Here is a 22,380-nt window from a genome sequence, read left to right as displayed (position 1 = left end):
TTTCCCTTTTATTCTCCCCTGTAGGCCCTCAGGTAGAGCTCCCGTATCTCCTCCGGCTTTGGCTCGACGGGGTTGAAGACAACGAGCCCGTCGCGGTAGGCATTCTCGGCCATCTCCTCGACCCTGCTCACGAAAGTTTCATCGTCCACCAGTTCACCCAGCTCCGGGACACCGAGCATCTCGTTGAGCTCCCGTACTACCTCCACGAGGTCTTTGGCCGTCGAGAAGCCAAGCTCCCTCGCTATCTCGTCGTAGCGCCTCCTCGCGTAGTCGCTTTTCGTGGCGTTGAACTCCATGACGTGGGGCAGGAGTATCGCGTTGAGGAGGCCGTGCGGACCAATCCACGCCGCCTTGTGGCTCATAGCATGGCAGAGGCCGAGGCGCGCGTTGAGAAACGCTATACCTGCCATCGTTGCTGCGTAGTGAACCCTCGCCCTCGCCTCCTCATCGCCCTTCACCGAGAGCGGCAGCCACCTATAGACGGTCTTTATTGCCTTAATCGCCATGGCGTCACTGAATGGATTCGCCACCTTTGTCGTGTAGGCTTCTATTCCATGAACGAGGACGTCAAGGCCGGAATTGCGTGCCACCTCTGCCGGCATAGTCCTCGGCAGTCGCGGGTCAAGTATGGCAACGTCGGGCGCTATCTCCGGGGTCACGATGTTGTACTTAGCGTCGCCCTTCTTCAGGACGCTCGCCCCGGAGACCTCGCTCCCAGCTCCACTCGTCGAGGGAATCGCTATCAGCGGTGTTCTGAGCTTGGGAACGGGCTTGGGCTTTGAAAAGCGGTCTATGAAGGCTATCTCCTCAAAGTTCAGCTCGGGAGCATCGTAGAAGACCTTCAACGCTTTGGTCGTGTCTATCACGCTCCCGCCGCCTAGGGCTATCAGCAGATCCGGCTCGAAATCCTTCACTTTCGGCAGAAACTCTTCTATTACCTCAACGCTCGGCTCTGCTGGAAGTCCAGCTATCGAAAAGACCTCCGCCCCGGCCTCCTTCACGTAGTCCTCGGCCTCCTTCAGGAAGCCGTGCCTCTTCATCGAGCGTGAAGAGAGTATGAGAACGCGCTCGTACCCTCTGGCCTCCTTTGAGAGCCTTCCCAGGCTTCCCTCACCCTCAATGAGTTTTGTCTTCAGCCAGAACATGAGCACCACCGATGAAGGTTGGGAGGGAGGGCTTTTAACGTTAGCTGAGTGGACTGCTGAAGAATGCAATTCTGTGGCCATCTGCTGGAGGAAGTGGTAAAAAATGGGTTAAAATAAATGGGGAGGGACATCAATCTTCGTCGTCCCAGTCCCACTCCTCCTCGTCTTCCCACTCTTCATCATATTCGTCAAAGTCCTCGTAGGCCTCCTCCACCTCATTGAGAGGGTCGAAATCTTCTTCCTCTTCCTCGACCTCAACCTTTGGCGGGACCTTCTTCTTGGGCGGATACATCTGAGCCACCCCCTTCAGGGCAGAGTATAGCCGGAAAAGGGACTTAAAAACTTTTCTTTTCAATTTTCACGGCAATTATTCGGCTGTCTAAAAATTTTATCGGATAAGAAAATAGTTAGGCGAGAAAAACGGCCTTACCTGGGAGAAAGGTTTATATACCCTTAGCCAACCCAATGGTGCTTTCCCATAGATTTCGGAGGAGCATGGCCATGGAAGCCTTTAAAGCGGCCCCACCAGGGGAGTATAAGAAAAAAACAGGATCTTTGGCAGGAGAATCGGAGGCAGGTGATGCCCCCGGCGGCCTCGGAAGGCTCTTTAGAGCACCCCTTCTTGAGGAGTTCCTCGGAATCAATGAAATCCACATTGAGTACGAGGGAATAAACCCGACGGGAACACACAAGGATAGGATAGCAATGGCTCACGCGAAGAGGGCTCGCGAGGAAGGCTTCTCCGGAATAACCGTCGGCACCTGCGGGAACTACGGAGTCGCGATAGCCAGCTACGCCCGCCTCTTTGGCCTAAGGGCGTACATTTTCGTCCCCGAAGGTTATACCCTCGAGAGGCTCCCCGAGATGAGGGCCCTCGGCGCCGAGGTCATCATGGTCTCAGGTACTTACGAGGATGCCGTCGAGGCCAGCAGGCGCTTTGCCGTTGAGATGAACGTCTACGACGCCAATCCCGGAAGCAAACGCGATGTGGACTTCACGGCCTATTCCCTGCTGGCGGAGCAGATATTAGAAAGAGTACAGCCGGATGCGGTCTTCGTTCCCCTCGGCAACGGCACCACCCTCGCCGGCCTCGGGGAAGGCTTCAAAGAGCGTGGAGCCAGACCGAGGATGATCGGTGTTACAACTGCCTTTGGCAACGAGGTTCTCAGAAGGTTCCACGGCGATTCAAACGAAGACTTCGCGGAGACCGCGCTGAATGAACCCCTTGTTTCGGGGCGTTCCTTCGACCGCGATGCGGCCCTACTGGCGGTGATGAACTCGAACGGCTACGTCTTTGGCTTTGCGGATGACACCGCCCTGAGGTGCTCCGAGGTTCTCCACCTAACGACGGGATTGAAAATCATGCCCGCCTCGGCCCTCACCCTCGCCGGCCTCGTCAAGTTTGTCGTGAAGTTTGGGATCAGGAAAGGAAAGTTTGTGCTCCTGCTTACCGGAGGTGTTGATAGTGGAAGAGGCACTCGTCCTTACCGAGGGGCGTTATCTGACCTCCGATGGGAAAACGGCCCACGGGCTCGTGCGCTATTCCAGGATGTTTAGGATAGTGGGTCTCATAGACTCAACTCTGGCCAGCCTTGACGCCGGGGAGGTCCTCGACGGAAGGAGGAGGGGCATACCGATCTACGCCACCCTCGAGGAGGCCCTCGCGGAGAACCCCAACGCGAAGTGGCTCATCATAGGCGTGGCCACCCCCGGGGGAAGGCTCCCGCCCGAGTACAGGAGGATCGTTGAGGAGGCGATAAAAAACGGCCTCGGGATAATCAACGGCCTCCACGAGTTCCTGAGCGACGACCCCTACCTCAGGCACCTCGCGAGGCGCTACGGCGTCGAGATAATCGACGTCCGCAAGATTTTCTACAACATGCGGGTTCCCTTCACGGGCAGGATAGCGGAGGTCAAGGCCATCAAGGTCGCCGTCCTCGGCACGGACGCGGCCGTGGGCAAGAGAACCGTCGCGATAATGCTCCACGAGGCCTTCAGGGAGCTCGGCCTGAAGAGCGTCTTCATAGCGATGGGTCAGACGGGCTGGATGCAGGGCTTTAAGTACGCGATAGTCACGGACTCAATAATAGACGACTTCGTTCCGGGAGCGATAGAGGACGTCTTCTACCGCGCATGGGTCGAAGAGAGGCCCGACGTCATTGTAACCCACGGCGAGGGTTCGCTCCTCCATCCCGCCTTCCCTGGCGGTTTCGACCTGATAGCCGCGGCAAGGCCCGACTTCATCGTCCTCCAGCACGCTCCCGCGAGGAAGACCTTCGACGACTTCCCCGAATTCAGGATCCCCCCTCTCGAAACCTACGTCCAGCTCATAGAGCTTCTCAGCGGGAAAAAGCCGATCGCAATAACGATAAACTCCGAGGGGCTGAGTGATGAAGAGGCCCTGAGCTGGGCAAGGCGTATAGAAGGGGAGACGGGGATAATGACGCGCGTTCCCTTCCTTCAGGGAGTTGGGGACATAGCGAGGCTCATCGCGAGACAATCCTCAGGGGTGGGGGGCGTTGAGCCTTCAAGAGCTGAAGTGCTTTGACTACATCCTCATAGAGCGCCCGAGGATCTCGGCGAGGCGCGTCTCGGCGCACTACGTCCTCGGCGTTGACGGCGAGGAGCTCTCGTACAGGCTGATCCACACCTATCCGGAAAGGATTCCAAAGGTCGAGGCTTTTGCAAAGCTCATGAGCATAGTTCCGGCCATAAACTACGGCCTCTTCACACCCGAGATAAGGTTTGAGTTCTCTCTCGATCCCCGTGACCTCGAGTTCTTCTCGGACATGATGGAAACCACGGCCCGCGACATCTTCGTCAACAGGATAGCCAACCCGACGGAGTTCATAAGGCCCGAGTTCGTTCCCAGGGAGGTTCATCCGGCCATGGCCAGGCCGATGGCAAACCTCGTTCCCGAAGGTGTGGAGGAGGAAGAGATCCACTTCAAGCCCGACTACTCGCGCTGCGCAGTCATGCTCAGCGGTGGGAAGGAGAGCCTCCTCACCTACGGCCTGATGAAGGAGCTCGGTTGTGAGGTTTACCCCTTCTTCTACAACGAGTCCGGGGCCCACTGGCACGTGGCGATTCCGGCGTACAGATGGTTCCGGGAAAACGAGCCGAACACGAGGCGCGTCTGGGGCAACGCTGACAGGCTGTACACCTTCATAGAGCGCAACATGAGAATCCTGCGGGGCGTGGGGAAGAGGAAGTCGGAGGTTTACCCGATAAGGCTCTTCTTCTTTGAGGGCTATGCCTTCGCCTTTCTACCGCTGATTTACAAGTACGGCATCGGGAACCTGCTTTTCGGCAACGAATACGACGACCCCCGCGGCTATGAGCCCTTCCACGGGATAGAGCACTACAACGCCACCTACGACCAGAGTCAGGACTTTGAGAGGTACATGACGGAGTGGTTTGGGAAGAGAAACCTCAGAATCCGCCAGTGGTCGGCGGTCAGACCTTTGACCGGCTTAATAGTCGAGAGAATCCTCCACAACCGCTATCCCCATCTGTTCCGCCTCCAGAGGAGCTGTCACTCCGTCCATAAGGAGGGTGACGATTACCTCCCCTGCGGCACCTGCTTCAAGTGCAACGGAATCCTCACCTTCCTCCTCGCCAACGGGATAAACCCGAGGTTCATAGGCTATAAAGACTGGCACATCGTTACACTTCCCAAGAGGATAAGGAAGGGACTCGTTCGCCTGGACAGGGACGAGCTTGAGCACTCGCTCTACCTCATAAAGCGCAACCTCCCCAACTTCCCGCTGGAGGGAAAGCCCCACTGGCATGTCGAGATGGTGCACTTCGACGATAAGAGCTCCCGCCTTGATAACATACCACCAGAGTTCAGGGAGGGGCTGTATTCAATTTTCGAGGAATACACGAGGGGTTACGCTTACTTGACTGGCAACGGGTGGATCAGGATAACCCGGAGGGAGGCTGTAGAAGGTGCTCTTCAGGAAGGGGAGAAAGGCGGAGCTACCGCCCATTGAGGAGACCGCGAAGGACTTCCGGATCGTTGACGGCGAGCCCTACATGGGCGAAATCTTCGAGTACGACATGGAGGTCAGCAGAGACTTTTTGCGGGCCGAACTGACGGAGGACGAGTACGTCTCGGCCTATACCAGGGTAATCAACCGCCTTCGGGCCCATGGGACCCACAGGTTCTTCGCCGCCGTTGACCCTTACAACCGTTATCTCGGGCACATCTGGGTCTGCATCCTTGATGACACAGTGGATTTCGTGCCCACATCTTATATCCTCGACGTCGAGACCAAGGTTCACGGTCTCGGAATTGGTTCTGCTCTCCTCAAACGGGCCGAGGAATGGGCCAGAGCCGAAGGCGCCAGAAAGGCCTCCCTTCGCGTTGAGCTTAACAACCCTGCGGTGGAATGGTACAGGAAAAGGGGTTACTCGGAGAGGGCCCTCATCCTCGAAAAGCCTCTGTAACGTTCTGTTTTAAACTTTAGGTTTGAGAAATGCCTTTAATCCAGTGTTCCTACTCCCTCCGATGCTCGTACGGGGGAAGGTGGTTGGTGAGAGGGGTGTCGCGAGGTTCGAGGCCGTGAAGGACGGGAAGGGAGTAGCGGTCAGGGCCGAGTTCCCAGAGGGGGAGCCCCTCGAATACTCCGTTGAATGTCCGTGCTTGGAACCACTTGAGCTTGTCGGCCTCCTACTGCCTGCCTTCGAGGAACGCCTCGGGAAAATTGAAGGCGTTTTTGTTGAGGAGGTCGTTGAAGAAGGCACTCAATCCCTCTTGGGGAAACTGAAAAGGATGTTCTCCAGAGGTTAGAGAAAACGTTTTATTGGGGGAATCGTAGGTTAAACCGGTGGTGTTATGCCCCTCTCGGCCAGGAAAGTCCAGTTGATGATAACCTACCCCCACCTCAAGAGGTTTCTCAAGGAGGCTCAACCCGTAGAGAAAGTCAGGGAGCTTCTGAAGGACGTTTCTGGGGAGTTGAGCGAAGATATAATCCGGGAGAGGGAGGAGGAGTGGAGGTAGCCTTCTTCGACACGAGCGCTCTCGTTCCTCAGTGGGGAACTTCGAAAAGTGACGTTCGATGAGAAACTGAAAAAAGCCGCCGAAGGGGAGGGCTTCAGGGTTCTCCCCTGAACAGCCTCTTCAAGTTCCTCTCAAAGGGAGGGTAAACGATGCCTCTGTCGGTTATTATCGCCGTCAGGTACCTGTGCGGCGTGACATCAAAGGCAGGGTTGTAGACGTCAACGTCGGGCGCAATTCTGCAGCCGCCGCAGGTCAGGACTTCCTCGGGCTTCCTTTCCTCGATGGGTATCTCCTTCCCGCTCTTGAGGCTCATGTCTATTGTCGAGAGCGGTGCGACCGTGAAGAACGGTATCCCGTGCTCCTTGGCGAGAACCGCGAGGGTGTAGGTTCCTATCTTGTTGGCGAAGTCGCCGTTGGCCACTATCCTGTCGGCGCCGACGATGATGGCATCGACCTTCCCCTGCTGCATGACGAAGCCGGCCATGTTGTCGGCTATGAGCTTAAGCGGTATTCCATCGTAGTGGTACTCCCAGGCTGAAAGCCTCGCGCCCTGGAGGACGGGCCTCGTCTCGTCCACCCAGAGGAGCTTGAGCGTCCCATCGCGGTGCACCACCCTTAGAACCGCTCCAACCGTTCCGAGCTGGACCGTTGCCAAACTTCCCGCGTTGCAGTGCGTTAGAACGTTCCCTTCCGGAAGGGCCTCGGCACCGTAGTGGCCCATCCTGAGGTTGGCCTCGACGTCCTCGTCCGCTATCCTCTGCGCCTCGGCGACGATAAGCCTCTTAATCTCGTCGAGCGGGCTCTCAAGGTGCTCCTCGACGAGCTTCTTCACCCTGTTGAGCGCCCAGAAGAGGTTCACAGCGGTTGGCCTCGTGTTCTTAAGCCTGTCGTACGCCCGGTAAAATCCATCCATGAACTCATCCTTGGTTTTGGCTTTTGAAGTGTCGGCGTAGAGGGCCAGACCGAAGGCTGCCGCCGCACCTATTGCCGGCGCACCGCGAACCTTCATCGTGATTATGGCATCCGCCACCTCATCAACGGTCGTCAGCTCAATCGTTTTGAACTCTTTAGGCAGAATGGTCTGGTCTATCATGATGACCTTCCCGCGCTCATAGCGTACGCTCCTTGGGAGCCTCGTGAGTTCCTCGGGTTTATACCTTATCTCCACAGCCACCACCCCAAAGGGTTTAAGGCAGGAGCTTAAATCTCCTTCGGTGGTTGAAATGGTGCTGAGGATATTCGTTACCGGCCCGGCGGGAGTCGGGAAGACGACGCTGGTGGAGAGGGTCGCGAGGGAAGCCGACCGCTGGGGCTACCTCGTCGGTGGAATGATCACAAGAGAGGTACGGAGGGGTGGAAGGCGTGTGGGCTTCAGGATTACTGCCCTCGACACCGGAGAGGAGGGAACCCTGGCCAGCGTTAGAGGGACCTCGCACCTCCCGGGCGTTCCCTTCGGGAAGTACGTCGTCCACGTTGACGAAATAAACCGCGTCGGCGTTTCGGCGATAAGGCGCGCCCTTGTTGAGGCGGACCTGATAGTCATAGACGAGATCGGCCCGATGGAGTACAAGAGCGACGAGTTTGTTAGGGTCATCGGCGAGGTTCTGAAGTCCGAGAAACCGCTGTTGGCGGTCGTCCACAGGAAGATGGCCGATAAATTCCGTCCCCTTGGAAAGCTCTACACGCTGAGCGTTGAGAACAGGAACAGGGCCTTCGCTGAGGTGCTCGATGAAGTTATGAAAGAACTGAAGGGAGTCAGAGGTTGAGGCTGTCCTTGCAGCTCTCACAGATCCACTTCTCGCCGCCCTCGATGTAGACCTTGTAGAGGGGACCGTACTGGCCGCAGAGCTCGCAGATGCCGTAGACCTCCGTCTCCTCGCTGGCTTCCTCCTCACTCTCACTATTGTACGCGTTGAGCGCAGCGAGAAGGTCCGCGGCGGTGACGAAGCCTATCGGCCTTCCGAGCCTGGTAACGAGGAGTCTTCTTATACCCTTGTCCATCATCTTGTCAATCGCGTCCTGAACCTCGTAGTCGTCCTCGATGGTTATCGGGTTCTTCGTCATGACCTCCTCGACCTTAACTGTCTTGGGGTCCCTTCCCTTCGCAACGACCTTGTCGAGTATGTCGCGGTCGGTTATTATCCCAACGATCTCGTCGCCTTTAACAACAACCGCGCTTCCCACCTTGTTCTTTGAGAGAATCCTGGCGACCCTGTGGACGGTGTCGTCCGGCTTGACGATGACTGCCTTCCTCTTAACCACTTGTCCCACGGCCATCCTAGGTGCCATTTTATCACCTCGCCAACGGGGGTTGGGAGAGAAACTTAAAAACCTTTTCTTCAACTCCTGCGCTTCATAATGTATGAAATCAGGAGAAACGTTAAGACGAACGCCGCAACGGCAAGAATTGCAGGGGTAGCCGGATTCCACGCGGTTGGGGCAGCGGAGGGGGTTGCCGAAGTCGTTGTCTGAAACACCGCGCCCGTACTCGTGTTGGTGGCCATCGGCACAAGGGCCTTTTCCGGCGTCGACATCACCGTTACGTTATTCATCTCATGGGATACGTTGGTTCCGGATTCCACCATTGGTGTCAGCATGCGGTTCGAGACCGCGTAAACTCCCGCCGAGATCAATCCGGCTATGCCAAGGCTTATGACGTGGAGCCTCTCAAAGCCCAGCACGGTCTTCTTCTTCACCTTGGCAACGCTCTTCCTTGGGACGAGGAGAATGGGCCTGTTGGAGGCGCGATAGAGCTTAACCTCCTGGAGCCTCTTCCCGTACTTCTTCCCTGCCACCTCGATGAGGCCGACCTTGAGCATCTTGTCTATGTGGTATGAGACGGTGGAGATGGGGAGGCTCAGCTCGCGGGATATCTCGCTTATTGACAGCGCCTGGTCTTCCACGAGATGCAGGATGGCTATCGCTTTGTCGTTCATCAGAATCTGCGCGAGCTCCTTGGCCCTTTCGTCGTGTATATCAATGGTCTCATAGTCCAACCGGCGCCACCTGGGAAGAATAGGGCACGGACGTATTAAAGCTTTTCACAGCTTCAAGCCAGTTTGAAGCGTCAAAAGAGCCCCGAAGGAAAAGGAAAGGGAGTCGAATTCACGGCTTCTCCATAACAATCTCGATGGTCGAGGTGTTGGCGGTCCTGCCGTCGGCGGTCGGGAGCTCCTCGGTGCCGATCCTGATCTCCTTGACCCTGACCTCTGGGAGGAACCTGTTCCTGACGATCTCGGCGACGTCAACGGCCCTGCTGATGGCCCTACCGCGAGCCTTAACGCTGACCTCCTTGGCGCCCTCGTTGAACTGGGTTATCACAGCGAGGACGTAGTTCATAACCGGCTTCTTTCCGATGTAGACGACGTGCTCCTCAGCCATTTCTGGCACCTCCGGAAGTTTTGTCGTTAGGCTATCGTTGGGTTCCGGTTAAATACTTTTCGGTCGTTTAATAGCGTTATTGAACACTCCTGTGGCTCCGATGCGCGAATCAAATGACCAACCATGTTCCTGCAAATTTATGTTAAGCGAAAGGTTTTAAGGCCCAGAAATTGCCATATGGTTGGTGATAAGATGGCCGTTCATCCGATAGATTACCGCTACGGAAGCGAGGAAATGAGGCGCATCTGGGACGAGGAGAACAAGCTTCAAAAACTCCTCGATGTGGAGGCGGCTCTGGCAAGGGCCCATGCAAAGGTTGGAAACATACCCGAGGATAGTGCCCGCGTCATCTCCGAGAGGGCCAACACGAAGTGGGTCAAAGTGGGGCGTGTCAAGGAGATAGAGGCCGAAATACACCACGACATAATGGCCGTCGTCAAGGCCCTGAGCGAGGTCTGCGGAGAACACGGTAAGTACGTCCACCTGGGTGCCACTTCCAACGATATAATCGACACTGCCAACGCGCTCCTCATAAAGGAGAGCCTCGCCATAGTGGAGAACGACCTCAAGGAGCTGCGCTCGATCCTCAAGAACCTCGCTAGGGAACACAGGTACACCGTCTGCATAGGCAGGACTCACGGCCAGCACGCGGTTCCAACCACTTACGGCATGAAGTTTGCCATATGGCTCGACGAGATACAGAGGCACATAGACAGGATGGAGGAGCTGAAGGAGAGGGTTTTGGTTGGCCAGATGAGCGGTGCCGTTGGAACTATGGCCAGCTTCGGGGAGAAGGGCCTTGAGATACAGCGCCTCGTTATGGAAGACCTCGGCTTAAAGCCGGCCAGGATAAGCAACCAGATAATCCAGCGCGACGTTTATGCGGAACTCATGATGGTTCTCGCTCTCATTGCCTCAACACTCGACAAGATTGCCCTGGAGATAAGGAACCTCCAGAGGACCGAGATACTCGAAATCAGCGAGCCCTTTGGGAAGAAGCAGGTGGGCTCTTCGACCATGCCCCACAAGAGGAACCCCATCAGGAGCGAGAAGGTGAGCGGCCTGGCGAGGGTTCTCTACTCAAACGTCTTCCCGGCCCTGCTCAACAATCCCCTCTGGCACGAGAGAGACCTCACGAACTCCTCCGTTGAGCGTGTTATCCTTCCAGAGAGCTTTGTTCTGCTCGATGAGATGCTGAAGAGCATGAAGAAAGTCCTTGCAGGCCTGGAGTTCTTCCCTGAGAACATCAGAAGGAACCTCTACATGACTAACAACCTCATCATGGCCGAGCCGTTGATGCTGAAGCTAACTGAGAGGGGCATGGGGAGGCAGGAAGCCCATGAACTCGTCAGACAGCTCGCGATGAAGGCGTTTGGGGAGAATAGAGACCTGATTGAGGTTGCCAGGGAAAACGAAGATGTTAGAAAGTTCTTAAGCAGGGATGATTTTGAGAGCCTGAAGCCGGGGAACTACATAGGGATGGCCCCGCAGATAGTCGACAACGTAATCGCGTGGATAGAGGAGAAAGAGCGAAAAGAAGGGCGGTGAGGCTTTGATTTCTTGCCTTTATCTTATGCATCATCTTTGTTGCTCCGCCATCATTGTTGAAGTTGTCTCTCAAATTTTTGGGCGAATTGTTACATTTAATTATAGTGATTTTTATGTTTTCTATTTGGTTCCTATTTATACTTAATTCATTTGTACGTTTAATTCTTGTTTGTTCGACTTAAAAATTACTTACTAAAATATTAAAAAATTTGGATTTTTGACTTATTTTTAGCGTAATTTCCACAATCATCCTGGGTAGGCAAGATGTGTGGATGCCATATGCCGACGAGTGACTTTGTCTCTGCCGCTGTCTTTGAGTCTACTGACAGTAGTATCCACGGCTGGAATCAACACCACCTTTAATTGTAATCGATTTTTGGTCTGTAGAAGCCGGACCCTGTCGATAAAATCCCCCAATTTGGAAAGGGTGTCCATAGTTGTACCCTCAATATCCACTTGAGGGGGATAATCTGGTTGCGGGTTGTCTATGTGTGCTCAGCTTGTGTTGTTCAATCCTGCTCAGTACATCATGATAATTTATTTGCAGTTCCTGCGGCTGTAGCTCTGTCTCCGCGAATCAGATGCAAATTAAGAGTTCTTGACGTCTCCGGCACTACCTCCGTGGGGGTCACTTCAATCCACCGTGGAATTCGTGGATGGCACGGGTAGCAGTTAGCTGGAACATAGAGCTTTGAGCATGTAAGTGATGCCCCCCGTGCAGTTCACTCATCGGCCACTCTGTTTCTGCTCTTTTTAATGTTCGGGTATGTCCATGGATTTTGGATATAAGGCACATTATAGGAAAATTAAATAAAGTGGTAAATACTAACAAGGGGCGACAGTGAGGGTCGCGGGCATCTACTGTCGGCGCCAGTGCAGGTGCGCCAAGTCCTTTGTAGGCCCCTGTGAACTTTTCTGAGTGGGGAGATATCCATATAAAGGGCCGTGAATACACACCTTCGTGTATTGAATACGACGTTGCTTTCCGGTATCCCAATTCACACTGGAGGTGTTCGGCGGATGAACAATACCAATACTCCTAAATATGGAGCCTCTGGGTACAGGTACCTGAGGCCGCTGGCCGAGGAGATAATCCTCAAGAAGCTTGAGAGGGTCTCCACCGCACGTAATTCAATCAGCCCGTTCTTCCGGGAGAACTACAGAACCAAGCACCTTGAATTTGTCATACCGTTTAAAGCCCTTACCAGTATGGAGAAGCATGTCCTGAGGGAGGCGGGATATCCCGAGAGGCTTGTACGGGGAGACGAGAATGCGGGACTAGCCAAGGCCTTCGTTATCGATGTGCGGGCGGTTGAGGCTACGTCTCCCGAGCTAGCGGAGGCAATACTATCCGCATATCGGCGGATGTGATCTGCAGTGGGGCTCACATAGTCTGACTGTACCGTGCGGGAGCTTGCTCCCAACATATTTTTAGCAAACGCTGCATGAACGGGTCGAACCCGTTTGGGCTGTATGAATGTGTTCATCTTTTGAGGTTTTACTTTTTTAGAGGGTAGATTTTTTGGGTTTACTAATTTTACAAAATGGTAATATTACGATTTTTGAAAATTTTAATATTTTTATTTGATATTATCTTAATTTCAATAATAAATCATAAAGTATTTATTGAAGCATAAAAACAAGTACTTTTAATGACTTTCTTAAAAAGTAAGAATTCACCCAAAAATTTGAGAGATAAACCCCGCACAAAAATTAGGCAACCCTAAAAAAGAATAAACGGCCGGGAAACCCCGTCTGGCAAAAACGGGCCATAATATCATTTGGAGGTTAGAAAAGAGGACAGTTATTCCTCTTCAACGATGTTCTTTGGAACCTCATTCCCCTGGGGCAGTATCACGAGTTCCCGCCCCTCGACCAGCATCTGGGCAACTTTTTTCCTGGCCGAGCTCAGCGCCCTCCACACGGTGCCGCGGGAAACTCCCATTCTCTTTCCAGCTTCTTCCTGCGTCAGCCCTTCGTGATCCACCAGCCTAAGGGCTTCGAATTCCTCGTAGGTCATGAAAATCGGTGGTTTGGGCTGACCCATCGGGGGTAACGCGGGATAGAAATGTCTAACCTCCGGAACGAATCCTATCCTCCTCAGTTTCCTTCTCCTCCCCCTTCCGCGGCCCCAGCCGGGTCCCATTCCCATCGGCATGGCTATCAAAGACCTTTGAGCTTTGGGGTTTATAGGCTTTCCCCCGCCCAGTAAGGGTTATAACTCTTCCCACTAACTCCTGGGTGGTGAGAGATATGGGGTTTCACGTGACTGAGAGGAAGATAGGATGGCACAAGGACTTTGACAGCTCGCATTTCCTTGCCCTGCCCTACGAGAGCAAGTGCCTCCGGATACACGGACACACATACAACGTGGACGTTGAGATATGGGGTGACGTTAATGAAAACGGCATGATATTTGACTTCAACCACCTCAGCAGGCTTATCAAGCTCCTCGACCACAGGATCATCGTGAGCGAGAGCTGGGTTGTGGAGAGGAAGGAAGGTCTTATTGTCATTGAAAAGAACGGAAAACGTCTGGAGCTGCCTGCAGATGAGGCGGTGATCTTGGATAAGCCCAACGTCACCGCCGAGTACATAGCCGAGTGGTTCGCGGAGAGGATAACGGAGAAGGCGGGGGAAAACGTGAGAAAAATCCGGGTCAAGATATGGGAGGACCCGAGGAGCTACGCGGAGGTAACCCTGGAGAGATGACTCTTAACTCCCTTTTTGTGTTTGTCTCTATTTTCGAAACCTGTGGATAGAAAGACGTCCATGTTGACCGCGTGGCGTGCCCTGGCTTATAAAGCGTTTTGTCGACCCTGAGGCGGAGTTTATCTTCGTGCCCGCGATACCGGCCCGGCGACCATCACGAGGGAATACCCTTTGATTTTAAGGGGGATGAGCTCGGTCATCACGATGGGAAATGCTTCTTTGACGCTTTCGTTGAGAAGTACAGCATAACCGACCCTGCCGTTCTGAAAGAACCCTCAGCCTCTGGCGGTTGCCCTGGATTGAAGAGGGAGAGGCTTAGCAGCCATTCTCTCTTTTTTCGTGGAGTACCTCTTCGATTCCACAGTTCTTGTAAACCTTCGCAAGCATCTCTCCGGCCTTCGTTCTGAGCTCGCTGAAATACTCCCCTCCAAAGGTTTCCCCCGCTTCAATCGTTAGCAGGTAGGCGGTTTTCATGTATGCTGGACCTATCTCGCAGTCGGACCTTTCTGCAATCTTCCCCGCTATGTCCACGAGATAGCCGACGAACGAATGGAGGAGCCTTCTGTAGTCGTTCTCAAAGCCATGCTCGTTGAGCCAGCCCTTGAGGGTAAGGAAGACTTTGAATGCCGGCACCTCGACGTTTTCGTCCCCGTAGCGGCGGTATCTGATGAGGAGGTACTGGAAGACTGAGATGAGAAACTTTCCAACGTCGGCTTTCGTTCCGCCGTTTTCCTCAATGAACTCCTCGAATTCCCTTAAGCCGGCTTTCCCGCTCTCGAGAAAGGCCATCAGCATGGCCGCGTAGGGTGTTGAGTACTGGGAGAAGTCAACCTCGCCGAATTCCGGAATCTCCGGAAAGATACGCATTATCGCCCCTTTGGTGCTCATTCCTTCCACCCAAAACCGTTAAATCGGGGGAGGCTTATTAGCTTTGAGGTGAGTACCGTGAGGTTCTCGAGGGGCAGGAATTTTCTGTTCAGGGTCCCCGAGGGGGAGGAGCTCCTGAAGTTCATAAACAAATTTGCAAAGGAGAACAACGTCCTGATTGGGACGGTCAGCGCCATCGGGAGTCTGAAGAATCCGAAAATAGGTTACTTCGATGAGGATGCGGGTGAGTACAAGGTCATTGAGCTGACCGGCACCTATGAGCTGGTCTCCCTTGCGGGCAACATAAGTGTTAAGGACGGCGAGCCTTTCGCCCATATCCACGTTGCCCTGGGAGACTCCGACGGTATGCTGTACGGAGGGCATCTCATTGAGGCTGAGGTCTTCGTGGCCGAGGTGTTCATGCAGGAACTCCTGGGTGAGCTCCTTGAGAGAAAGCCGCAGGAGAACGGATTGGCGCTGTGGGACACGGTGGAACTTTGATTTTTGTCCTTATTTGTCCTTGAAAAACTTCATCCACATCAGCATGTAGTGCCAGGTCAGTATCGCAAAAATCCCGATGAACTCGGCAATGGCAACGCCGCTGAAGGCACCGAACGCCCACCGGGCAAGGAGCACCTCGACCGCGAACAGTAATACCGTGAAAATCCCAAAGCGCCGGTTCCCTTCGAACCACATGCCTGCTCCTGCCATCAAAAATCCCAAACTTCCCGCGGCGAAGAAGCCCCAGCTGACGTGGTAGTGCGGTTCAGTTCCTTCTGGAAAGACCGCTATTCCCGCGAGGAAGAATAGACCTAGTATGAACACCAAAACGCCCAGCCTTGAAACCAGGTTTTTCATTTCCCCAAGGAGGTCGAGCGCGTAGTAAATCGTTAGGATCGCAGATATTAAGAGCGGAACGTTCATTACCCAGCTGTGGGGCAGGCCGACCTTTCCCAGGTCGCTTATCGCGTTGTCCGTGAGACTCCACCAGGAGCGGTTTATGAGGATCGCCGCCCCTATCCCGCCGAGGGCGATTGGGGGAGAAAGAATGCCAGCCAACAGCTGGCTCTTTTTCATTCTCGGTCACCCTTCGTAGAAGATTCGGTAGTGCTGAACGTACTTCTCCTTTTCCAGCAGGAAGTCGTCGTCCTCAGGATAGTACTTGGCTATCTCAGGGTTCTCACCGGCGAACTTCTTGAGGGACTCCATTGAGTCCCATGTCGTGACGAGAAGGAAGTGGGCAACGCCTTCTTCGTCTTTCCTCATGAAGTAGAGCTTTAAAAGGCCATCAACGGAACCGTAGTCCGGAACCGCCCTTTCGATAAGGAACTTTTCGTATTCGTCCGCCTTTTCGATCGGCACCCTCCCGTGCCAGAGCCTCATAACGGCCACTGAAATCACCCCAGCATTATTCTGGGCCGCATCATATAAAAAACCTCCCGGGGTTACTGGGTAAGCGCCCACCTGGCGCTCTTTACAAGACTCGCGACAGCAACAACGCTCGCAAAGGCCCAGAGGGCCATGATAAGGGCAACTCCGAGCTCTGGCAGCGCGAGCGCTTTGATTGAGGTGAATATGGTCGCGGAGATTACAAAAACCCCTGCCAGTCTGCTGAGCCTTCTAAGTTCGAGCCTACATTCCGTGAGCCCAACCTCTCCGTGCTCTCGGGACTTCTTTAGGGCGCGGTACAGCAGCAGAAGCGTGGCCGCGTAGAGCAGCCAGATTGGGGCCTGGGCGGCAAATCCAGGAAGGGCTTCCCTTCTCAGCAGGGAGCCGAAGATGATGTAGTACGCCAGGAGGGCGAGAAACAGAGGCTTAAGCTCCCGTGAGGAGGGGAGGAGCTCCTTCATGTCATAGCGTCCGCCTTTAAAACGCCCCAGCCAGATGTGTACGAGGAGGATCAGGAACGCCGAGGAGGAGAAGGTGGAGAGGAGTGAATGGGGCGGTGAGGGGGCGTTTGAGGATTCGACGATGCCGAGGATCGCTGCCGTGAGATAGGGATGTTTGAGCACGGCACCGGGGAGCAGCCTCCTTCCGGAAGTCAGGAGCTCTGCGATGCCGACGGGAATCATGAATGACATGAAGGGGTGCCAGAAGAGCACCACGACGAGGACCTCGAAGATTCCGACGCCGCCGATCTTGAGGAAAGAGCCCCACTCCGGGTTCCACACAACTTTGGTTATGTACGCCTCGTAGAGGCCGAAGAGGATTCCCGCGAGGTAGAGGGTCTCGAACCGGGGCTTCCCAAAGCGGTAAACAATTCCGGCGAGAACCAGCGTGTGGAGGCCGTAGAGCGGGAGAAGGGAGATTATCCCCCAGAGCGTGAAGTACGGGTAGAGGTACGAGGCTACGGTGACCTCGGCGAAGAAGACGGAGAGCGAAGCCAGCAGGAACCAGAAGAAGTACCTATGCCTCATCCGTCCGTCCCCAGGGGATCCCATAAGGGCACTTACCGGGCGCATGGTTCATAACTGTCACTCCTACAGGTAGTTCCTCAAGTATGAATACAGCGAACCCCGAAGCGAGTATTCTAAGAATGATTGCTACCACGGTTTTGAGGGCTGGCGCGGACTTCACATAGTTTTTTCTTCACATGGGGTTTTTTAGGATTTTGGCCTGTGGTGAGTCAGAATTTGCCCTCCGGAGACTCGGATGTTGAAAGCGTGTAGAAGACGAGGGAAAGGAGGAAAAAGCTCACCAGCCGCCACCGCGGCCGTATCCTCCGCCCCTACCTCTTCCCATTCCACGACCCATACCGCCGCCTGTTCCTCTGCCTCTCCCCATCCCGTAGCCTGCTCCCGGTCCGGCTCCCCCCTCGGGGCCAAAGACTGCCTGGGTGAGCTCGCCCCTCAGGAAGGCTTCGACGGCTTCTCTGACGGTCATCGTGGCCGGGGCGGAGACCATCCTTATGCCAGCGGCCTGGAGGACTCCCGATGAGTTGGGCCCGAACTGACCCGCAATGACAACGTTGGCCCCCTGGTCTATGCAGAACTGCGCCGCGGTAACTCCGGCTCCCCTCGGCTGGCTGTAGCCGGGGTTCTGGACGACATGGGCGTTGGTTATTCCCCCGTTCCCGACGTCAACTATCGTGAAAGTGGGGGTTCTTCCGAATGCCGGGTTCACCCTGTCATCGAGTCCTCCGTTTACGGTTGAGACTATGATCCTCATTCACATCACCTCCGGGAGAATTAGGAAAACCGAACTTAAAAAAGTTTGCATACGCTCAAAATGGCCTCCCCCATCCCCAGAAACGGGGCCTCAGGAATGACCTGAGGACTAGAAGGGCCGCGAGACCCAGAGCGTATGGAAACGCCACAACGAATAGCTTGAACATGAAATACAGGATCCCCACAAGGAAGAGCAGGTCAATTAGACCGTACGCGCCGCCGAATGGATAAAATCCGTACCCCGGCCTGCCGTATCCCCTTCCCATCCCCCTTGGCATCGTGTGTTCCTCCGTGCATTATCAACAGCTCATGCTGAGGTGTCATATAAAAAGAACGAAGTCACCACCAGCCAAAGAATCTGGAAAGCCATGCTCTCCTGCTTGGCTGGCCGGTCCAGGGGCAGTAGCCGAGTCTGGCTCCCCAGCCTCTTCCTCCTCTGCCCCATCCACGGCCGAAGCCTCTGCCTCTTCCCCAGCCGCCACCGCGGCCCCAGCCTCTGCCCGGGCCAAAACCGTAGCCGTAGGCGGGGTAGGCCGGGTAAGCCGGCGCCGCTGGGTACGGCCCGTAGGCCGGTGCGGGAGCTGTTGCAGTTGCTGGAGCGGGCGGCACCGGTGCCGTGAACTGGCCAACGCTTCCGCTGGTGACGGCCTTTACCGCCTCCTCAACCGGGGTTCCCGGAGCGACCTGGTAGAGCCTTATTCCTGCGGCCTGTATGGCTCCAAGGGCGTTGGGGCCGACCTGCGGTGCTATCACTGCTTCGACACCCTCGTTGATGAGGGTCTGAACCGCCATCGGTCCGGCTCCGCCTCCCGCCATGGCGGCACCGTTCTGGATGACCCTGCTGTTGGTGAGGTTGCCGTTTTCGTCAACGTCCACTATGAGGAAAGCCGGCGCCCTGGCAAAGACCTGAGCAACGGTGTCCTCGAGTCCCCCTCCGTTGGTGGGTATCGCGATTCTCATCTCAACCACCTCCATTTCATTCTATTATTTTGTGCATATGCACAGCATTTAAAGTTTTCGGTTACCCTAACGGTGCCGTTAATAAGGGGTTGAGTGCAGGGGAGGGTGGTGGTGATATGCTCCTGAGGAGGATAAAAAAGGAGGCGCTCAAGCTCGCCGGGGACCTTGAGCTGGTCGATTTTGACTTCGCCCTGCCCTACACGTGGGTTCTCGCCCAAGGGCCGGAGGGAAAAGCATTGGGGGTTGCGATGACCCTGCCCGAGGAGATCCAGCGCTACACCAGCTCAATAAGCGAGCCGTCGCTTGAGGCTTTCATAGAAAGGGCCGACAGCCTTAACGTGGTCGAGCGGACCCTCGGTTTAGCCGCGATAAACGCGGTTTCGCAGTACCATATAGACCTGAGCGGGGCGGAGTGGGTCGACGTGCTCGACCTCCTCCCCGAGAACGCGGGTAATATAGCGATGATTGGGAACATGCCTCCCCTGGTAAGGGAGCTCCGCGAAAAGGGGCACAGGGTGTACGTCTTCGAGAGGAACGCCAAGCTCTGGGACAGGGACACCTACAGCGACGCCCTTGAGTACCACCTCCTCCCCGAGATGGACGCGGTGATAGCGAGCGCGAGCTGTCTCGTGAACGGAACAATAGACATGCTCCTGGACAGGGCGAAGAAGGCCAGGCTCTTCGTCCTGACGGGCCCCACCGGCCAGCTCCTCCCGGAGTTCTTAAGGGGGAGCGGCGTTACACACCTGGCCTCGATGAAGGTCGTTGAGGTCGAGAAGGCCCTCCTGGGACTCAAACTCGGCTCATTCAGGGGCTTTGAGGAGGGAAACAGAAAGTACGTCGTGGAAGTGGGGTGAGCTCTCCGTTTTTATAATAGTGGGAACCACATTTTTTGAAAGTCCCTTCTTCAAGGCAGAGGAAGAGCCCAGAGATTAGGCAAGAAAAGCAAATAGGAACTTCCAAACATTATGTGGTTCTGAAACATAGATGAAAACGACGAGCTAGTTCTCCAACACTTTGGCAACGGTTCGTTTCCAAACATTATATGGTTCTGAAACCGGGCTTTAAATTACATTATTAGCGAGCTCAAGAAACGTTTCCAAACATTATGTGGTTCTGAAACCGGACAGGTTAATGTCAGGAGCCTTATCATGGAGGCCCAGAGGGAGTTTCCAAACATTATGTGGTTCTGAAACCCGCCAAAGCTTCGGAAAAGTCTCCTCAGCAGTCAAGAACTTCCAGGTTTCCAAACATTATGTGGTTCTGAAACCTTCGTTGTCTGCTTGATGATCCTCAGAAGTGCGAGCGTGTTTGAGTTTCCAAACATTATGTGGTTCTGAAACTGATATGTTTGGTTTGTGGTCGCAAGGTGTAGGGGAGCTCGTAGTTTCCAAACATTATGTGGTTCTGAAACCTCAATGAACAGTATGACCTTGCGAAAACCATTCTTAGAGAGGCCCTCATGTTTCCAAACATTATGTGGCTCTGAAACGGTTAACTTTTTTGCCCTATTGAGCAAATAGAGTAACGCCAAATCCCCATATAAATTTTGCGGTTACCAGAAGTTCAGAAAACAGCACCAGAACAAAAACCCTAAACGCCCCCAACACAAACCATCTAAAATAGTAAGAAAACCGAAAAAGAAAGAAAAAGCTCCAACAAACCAGGGAAGAAGATAACGCCAGGGAGAGGACCAGCGGGGCGGATTAAACGGTTCACAGGGAGAACAAAGACCAACCAGTGGAAACCACTCCACCAGACTCCCGCGCGAAGCCTCCGAAAGCTCAACTGAGACGGCAGAGAGCCCCGTTTGAGGCCCGTCTGAAAAATAGTAGAAAATGCTCCCCTCGGCTAAAGGGGAATTCTCAAGGCCTTTCTATGGTTATATAGAAGTCATAACGCCCCGTTTTCAAACGTGTGCACGATTTTACTTCTATGTAATGTAAAAATGGGAAAATCTGCTTTAGCGTTTTTCTGGCCGAGAAAAGCGTTCAGGGGAGAAATCGCTCCACCCATCTCCGAGGAGAATTCTTAAAACGCCTGAGTAAGCCTGAAGCTTGCCTGTTTTATCAATGCTTTCAAAGTTAGAGAAGCTATTTAGTGGTTTTATTTGGGTTTTGAAAGTTTTCTCCGCGTTCATTCGCTTGAAACAAAAAAGTAAAGTCCCGAATTCAAAAAAGAAGGAAAAAACTCAAAAGACCCAGTGTAACGATGGACAAAAATGTTCAACCAAGTGGGGGGTGCGGGGTTATACCCTCAGGAACTCCCACAGTCTCTTGAAGAACTCCGTTTTCCTCCCCTTTTCCGTGATGAAGTGGAGAACCTTCAGCTCCTCGGCGGTTTCGTCGTCTATCCCAATCCCCCGGCTGGCCTCCCGTATGTTCCCGGACTCCGCGAGAGCTTTAACGACCCTCCAGCCGTCGGAGAGGAGGGAGTTGAAGTACTCCTTCAGCCACCTCCCATCAACGGAGCGGACCAGCAGTTCTCCCTCGCGGGAGAGGCGGTAGTAGGTGTGGTGCTTGTGAACCTCGAAGGCCTTCTTTAAGCGCGCCCTGCTTCGCTTTACCGCGCTCCCCGGGTCGCGTTCTATCAGGCCGATTTCAAGGAGGTCGCCGATGGCGTCGTTGATTAACTCAAGGGAAAGGCCGCCAACTTTGGCCATCATCTTCGCATAGTCAACGCCCGCCCTCTTCAGGTGGGCTAGGACGTAGAGGTGAACTGGCAGAAGTTCAAAGCCTCGGTAGGAACCTGGGCGTTCTCTCAGCGTACTGTCTCCACTCATCCCCGAACCTCTCCTCCAGGACTTTCTCCTCATCCCCTATAAACCCCACCACCGCGAGCCAGTAGACGAGAGGTAAACCTAGGAGGAAACCGCCGAAGACGAGAGAAAAGCCCGGGACTATGAGGAGGCCCCATATCGAGTATATCGGGTGCCTGACCCTGGAGTAGCAGCCTCCCGTGAGGAGCCTCCCCTCGGAGTAGGCCCTTGAGACCTGGAGGTAGCAGAGGAGCCAGAGGACTATCCCAACGCTCAAAAGGACAACTCCCACACCGGGGAGCTGCAGAAAAGACTGGGGGAGCCTTGAGTTGAGGTAAAATGCGAAGAGAGCATAAGGGGCTGTAACCAGAAAGACCCTCGGCTCGATCCCCCAAAAGCGCATTGCTCACTCCTCTATCGGCGGCTTCTCGGCCTTCTTCGCCTGGGTCTGCTCCCAGAGGTCGTCGAAGTTCTCAACGACACGCTGGAGGGCTATCTTAAGGTCCCTCGTCCTCGTGAAGAAGGCCACCTTGTTGGTCTTGTCTCTGATGCGCAAGAAGTTCGGGCCCATCCTGAACGCTGCCAGAACGTCAACGTCCAGGAGCTGGCTGACAACTGCTTTAAACTTCCTCGGGTCCCCGTGCCCCTCGTCGTGTTCCTCCTCAAGGTCTCTGGCCCTATTGTGCCTCTTCTCAAGTAACTTAACGCTTCCGTCCTCGCAGACCTCGTAGATAGCGAAGAACTTGGAGTCGCCGTAGTGGGCATCGATGAGCGTCTCGTCGTTCTCCATTCCAAACGCGACCTTCAGGCATCTCATGAGCATCACCGTTTTGAGCG

31 protein-coding genes and 1 CRISPR repeat array are annotated in these 22,380 nt (G+C 54.5%); of the genes, 14 read left to right on the top strand and 17 right to left on the bottom strand.

Features of this window, described 5'->3' with window-relative positions; all coding sequences use genetic code 11:
* Positions 1-8: 8 nt before the first annotated feature.
* Both E3E42_RS06115 and E3E42_RS06110 read right to left on the bottom strand, forming a co-directional pair.
* Positions 9-1,145 carry an iron-containing alcohol dehydrogenase gene (locus E3E42_RS06115; protein WP_167903645.1) on the bottom strand — a complete coding sequence of 379 codons (1,137 nt, stop codon included), beginning with the start codon at positions 1,143-1,145 and terminating at the stop codon, positions 9-11.
* Between the two features lie 130 nt (positions 1,146-1,275).
* Positions 1,276-1,437: a hypothetical protein gene (locus E3E42_RS06110; RefSeq protein WP_167903396.1), complete on the bottom strand. Its 162-nt coding sequence runs from the start codon at positions 1,435-1,437 to the stop codon at positions 1,276-1,278.
* 209 nt (positions 1,438-1,646) lie between these two features.
* Here E3E42_RS06110 and E3E42_RS06105 point away from each other — a divergent pair, with 209 nt between their 5' ends.
* From E3E42_RS06105 to E3E42_RS06080, 6 genes are all read left to right on the top strand, one after another.
* Complete coding sequence (locus tag E3E42_RS06105) at positions 1,647-2,702, top strand: pyridoxal-phosphate dependent enzyme (RefSeq protein WP_167903395.1); 1,056 nt, start codon at positions 1,647-1,649, stop codon at positions 2,700-2,702.
* Positions 2,611-3,693 carry a DUF1611 domain-containing protein gene (locus E3E42_RS06100; protein WP_167903643.1) on the top strand — a complete coding sequence of 361 codons (1,083 nt, stop codon included), beginning with the start codon at positions 2,611-2,613 and terminating at the stop codon, positions 3,691-3,693. Before E3E42_RS06105 ends, E3E42_RS06100 begins: the two co-directional genes overlap by 92 nt.
* Positions 3,665-5,140: a hypothetical protein gene (locus E3E42_RS06095; RefSeq protein WP_167903394.1), complete on the top strand. Its 1,476-nt coding sequence runs from the start codon at positions 3,665-3,667 to the stop codon at positions 5,138-5,140. Before E3E42_RS06100 ends, E3E42_RS06095 begins: the two co-directional genes overlap by 29 nt.
* Positions 5,097-5,597: a GNAT family N-acetyltransferase gene (locus E3E42_RS06090; RefSeq protein WP_167903393.1), complete on the top strand. Its 501-nt coding sequence runs from the start codon at positions 5,097-5,099 to the stop codon at positions 5,595-5,597. Before E3E42_RS06095 ends, E3E42_RS06090 begins: the two co-directional genes overlap by 44 nt.
* Positions 5,598-5,658: 61 nt before the next feature.
* Positions 5,659-5,940 carry a hypothetical protein gene (locus tag E3E42_RS06085; RefSeq protein WP_167903392.1) on the top strand — a complete coding sequence of 94 codons (282 nt, stop codon included), beginning with the start codon at positions 5,659-5,661 and terminating at the stop codon, positions 5,938-5,940.
* Positions 5,941-5,985: 45 nt separating this feature from the next.
* Entirely contained in the window at positions 5,986-6,150 is a 165-nt protein-coding gene (locus E3E42_RS06080) for a hypothetical protein (protein ID WP_167903391.1), read from the top strand.
* A gap of 94 nt (positions 6,151-6,244) precedes the next feature.
* On the opposite strand, the gene mtnA is transcribed toward E3E42_RS06080, so the two are convergent.
* On the bottom strand, positions 6,245-7,318 hold the full coding sequence (gene mtnA, locus E3E42_RS06075) for an S-methyl-5-thioribose-1-phosphate isomerase (protein ID WP_167903641.1): 1,074 nt from the start codon (positions 7,316-7,318) through the stop codon (positions 6,245-6,247).
* A gap of 55 nt (positions 7,319-7,373) precedes the next feature.
* Between mtnA and E3E42_RS06070 the strand changes: the two genes are divergently transcribed.
* Positions 7,374-7,916 (top strand): NTPase, encoded by a 543-nt coding sequence (locus E3E42_RS06070; protein WP_167903640.1) that lies wholly within the window; start codon positions 7,374-7,376, stop codon positions 7,914-7,916.
* On the opposite strand, the gene E3E42_RS06065 is transcribed toward E3E42_RS06070, so the two are convergent.
* The 3 genes from E3E42_RS06065 to albA form a co-directional block, all read right to left on the bottom strand.
* The gene (locus E3E42_RS06065) at positions 7,906-8,439 is read right to left on the bottom strand and encodes a cyclic nucleotide-binding/CBS domain-containing protein (RefSeq protein ID WP_167903390.1); all 534 of its coding nucleotides are present in this window, start codon (positions 8,437-8,439) and stop codon (positions 7,906-7,908) included. The genes E3E42_RS06070 and E3E42_RS06065 overlap by 11 nt on opposite strands.
* A 50-nt stretch (positions 8,440-8,489) precedes the next feature.
* Positions 8,490-9,146: a transcriptional regulator gene (locus E3E42_RS06060; protein ID WP_167903389.1), complete on the bottom strand. Its 657-nt coding sequence runs from the start codon at positions 9,144-9,146 to the stop codon at positions 8,490-8,492.
* A gap of 109 nt (positions 9,147-9,255) precedes the next feature.
* The gene (gene albA / locus E3E42_RS06055; RefSeq protein ID WP_014011661.1) at positions 9,256-9,531 is read right to left on the bottom strand and encodes a DNA-binding protein Alba; all 276 of its coding nucleotides are present in this window, start codon (positions 9,529-9,531) and stop codon (positions 9,256-9,258) included.
* Positions 9,532-9,723: 192 nt separating this feature from the next.
* On the opposite strand from albA, the gene purB reads away from it, so the two are divergent.
* On the top strand, positions 9,724-11,079 hold the full coding sequence (gene purB, locus E3E42_RS06050; RefSeq protein ID WP_167903639.1) for an adenylosuccinate lyase: 1,356 nt from the start codon (positions 9,724-9,726) through the stop codon (positions 11,077-11,079).
* Positions 11,080-12,099: 1,020 nt separating this feature from the next.
* Positions 12,100-12,450 (top strand): hypothetical protein, encoded by a 351-nt coding sequence (locus E3E42_RS06045; protein ID WP_167903388.1) that lies wholly within the window; start codon positions 12,100-12,102, stop codon positions 12,448-12,450.
* 433 nt (positions 12,451-12,883) lie between these two features.
* On the opposite strand, the gene E3E42_RS06040 is transcribed toward E3E42_RS06045, so the two are convergent.
* Complete coding sequence (locus E3E42_RS06040; RefSeq protein ID WP_167903387.1) at positions 12,884-13,237, bottom strand: DUF134 domain-containing protein; 354 nt, start codon at positions 13,235-13,237, stop codon at positions 12,884-12,886.
* 95 nt (positions 13,238-13,332) lie between these two features.
* Between E3E42_RS06040 and E3E42_RS06035 the strand changes: the two genes are divergently transcribed.
* The 3 genes from E3E42_RS06035 to E3E42_RS12180 all read left to right on the top strand — a co-directional run bounded on the left by E3E42_RS06035 (position 13,333) and on the right by E3E42_RS12180 (position 14,198).
* Entirely contained in the window at positions 13,333-13,791 is a 459-nt protein-coding gene (locus E3E42_RS06035) for a 6-carboxytetrahydropterin synthase (protein WP_167903638.1), read from the top strand.
* 76 nt (positions 13,792-13,867) lie between these two features.
* Positions 13,868-13,966, top strand: coding sequence for a chromate resistance protein ChrB domain-containing protein (locus E3E42_RS12185; RefSeq protein ID WP_370519616.1), 99 nt, complete (start codon positions 13,868-13,870; stop codon positions 13,964-13,966).
* Positions 13,956-14,198, top strand: a complete 243-nt coding sequence (locus tag E3E42_RS12180; RefSeq protein WP_370519625.1) for a chromate resistance protein ChrB domain-containing protein — start codon at positions 13,956-13,958, stop codon at positions 14,196-14,198. Before E3E42_RS12185 ends, E3E42_RS12180 begins: the two co-directional genes overlap by 11 nt.
* Here E3E42_RS12180 and E3E42_RS06025 read toward each other — a convergent pair.
* Entirely contained in the window at positions 14,107-14,679 is a 573-nt protein-coding gene (locus tag E3E42_RS06025) for a hypothetical protein (RefSeq protein WP_167903637.1), read from the bottom strand. The two genes, E3E42_RS12180 and E3E42_RS06025, sit on opposite strands and share 92 nt — an antisense overlap.
* A 57-nt stretch (positions 14,680-14,736) precedes the next feature.
* On the opposite strand from E3E42_RS06025, the gene E3E42_RS06020 reads away from it, so the two are divergent.
* Positions 14,737-15,159 (top strand): PPC domain-containing DNA-binding protein, encoded by a 423-nt coding sequence (locus E3E42_RS06020; protein WP_167903385.1) that lies wholly within the window; start codon positions 14,737-14,739, stop codon positions 15,157-15,159.
* Positions 15,160-15,168: 9 nt separating this feature from the next.
* Here the strand turns inward: E3E42_RS06020 and E3E42_RS06015 are convergent, their stop codons facing one another.
* The 6 genes from E3E42_RS06015 to E3E42_RS05990 form a co-directional block, all read right to left on the bottom strand.
* Complete coding sequence (locus E3E42_RS06015; RefSeq protein WP_167903384.1) at positions 15,169-15,735, bottom strand: DUF998 domain-containing protein; 567 nt, start codon at positions 15,733-15,735, stop codon at positions 15,169-15,171.
* Positions 15,736-15,741: 6 nt separating this feature from the next.
* Positions 15,742-16,041, bottom strand: coding sequence for an antibiotic biosynthesis monooxygenase (locus E3E42_RS06010; protein ID WP_206206048.1), 300 nt, complete (start codon positions 16,039-16,041; stop codon positions 15,742-15,744).
* 62 nt (positions 16,042-16,103) lie between these two features.
* A complete protein-coding gene (locus E3E42_RS06005) occupies positions 16,104-17,075 on the bottom strand; it encodes a hypothetical protein (protein ID WP_206206039.1) in 972 nt (323 codons plus the stop codon).
* A gap of 277 nt (positions 17,076-17,352) precedes the next feature.
* Positions 17,353-17,826, bottom strand: a complete 474-nt coding sequence (locus tag E3E42_RS06000) for a NifB/NifX family molybdenum-iron cluster-binding protein (protein WP_167903381.1) — start codon at positions 17,824-17,826, stop codon at positions 17,353-17,355.
* 55 nt (positions 17,827-17,881) lie between these two features.
* Positions 17,882-18,103 (bottom strand): hypothetical protein, encoded by a 222-nt coding sequence (locus E3E42_RS05995; protein WP_167903380.1) that lies wholly within the window; start codon positions 18,101-18,103, stop codon positions 17,882-17,884.
* Positions 18,104-18,164: 61 nt separating this feature from the next.
* The gene (locus E3E42_RS05990; RefSeq protein ID WP_167903379.1) at positions 18,165-18,785 is read right to left on the bottom strand and encodes a NifB/NifX family molybdenum-iron cluster-binding protein; all 621 of its coding nucleotides are present in this window, start codon (positions 18,783-18,785) and stop codon (positions 18,165-18,167) included.
* 116 nt (positions 18,786-18,901) lie between these two features.
* On the opposite strand from E3E42_RS05990, the gene E3E42_RS05985 reads away from it, so the two are divergent.
* On the top strand, positions 18,902-19,642 hold the full coding sequence (locus tag E3E42_RS05985; protein ID WP_167903378.1) for a Rossmann-like domain-containing protein: 741 nt from the start codon (positions 18,902-18,904) through the stop codon (positions 19,640-19,642).
* A 98-nt stretch (positions 19,643-19,740) separates the two neighbouring features.
* A CRISPR array of direct repeats spans positions 19,741-20,277; the repeat unit is 28 nt; unit sequence GTTTCCAAACATTATGTGGTTCTGAAAC.
* 756 nt (positions 20,278-21,033) lie between these two features.
* Here E3E42_RS05985 and E3E42_RS05980 read toward each other — a convergent pair.
* The 3 genes from E3E42_RS05980 to E3E42_RS05970 are packed head-to-tail and all read right to left on the bottom strand — an operon-like array spanning position 21,034 to position 22,360.
* A complete protein-coding gene (locus E3E42_RS05980; RefSeq protein ID WP_167903377.1) occupies positions 21,034-21,567 on the bottom strand; it encodes a DUF2250 domain-containing protein in 534 nt (177 codons plus the stop codon).
* A complete protein-coding gene (locus E3E42_RS05975) occupies positions 21,515-21,946 on the bottom strand; it encodes an isoprenylcysteine carboxylmethyltransferase family protein (RefSeq protein WP_167903376.1) in 432 nt (143 codons plus the stop codon). The genes E3E42_RS05980 and E3E42_RS05975 overlap by 53 nt, the downstream gene beginning before the upstream one ends.
* Positions 21,947-21,949: 3 nt before the next feature.
* Complete coding sequence (locus E3E42_RS05970; RefSeq protein WP_167903636.1) at positions 21,950-22,360, bottom strand: NifB/NifX family molybdenum-iron cluster-binding protein; 411 nt, start codon at positions 22,358-22,360, stop codon at positions 21,950-21,952.
* Between the last annotated feature and the right edge of the window lie 20 nt (positions 22,361-22,380).

It is taken from the genome of Thermococcus sp. JdF3 (genome assembly GCF_012027495.1).
In the GTDB taxonomy this organism is placed as follows: Archaea; Methanobacteriota_B; Thermococci; order Thermococcales; family Thermococcaceae; genus Thermococcus.
This window is presented reverse-complemented; position numbering and strand designations above follow the sequence as displayed.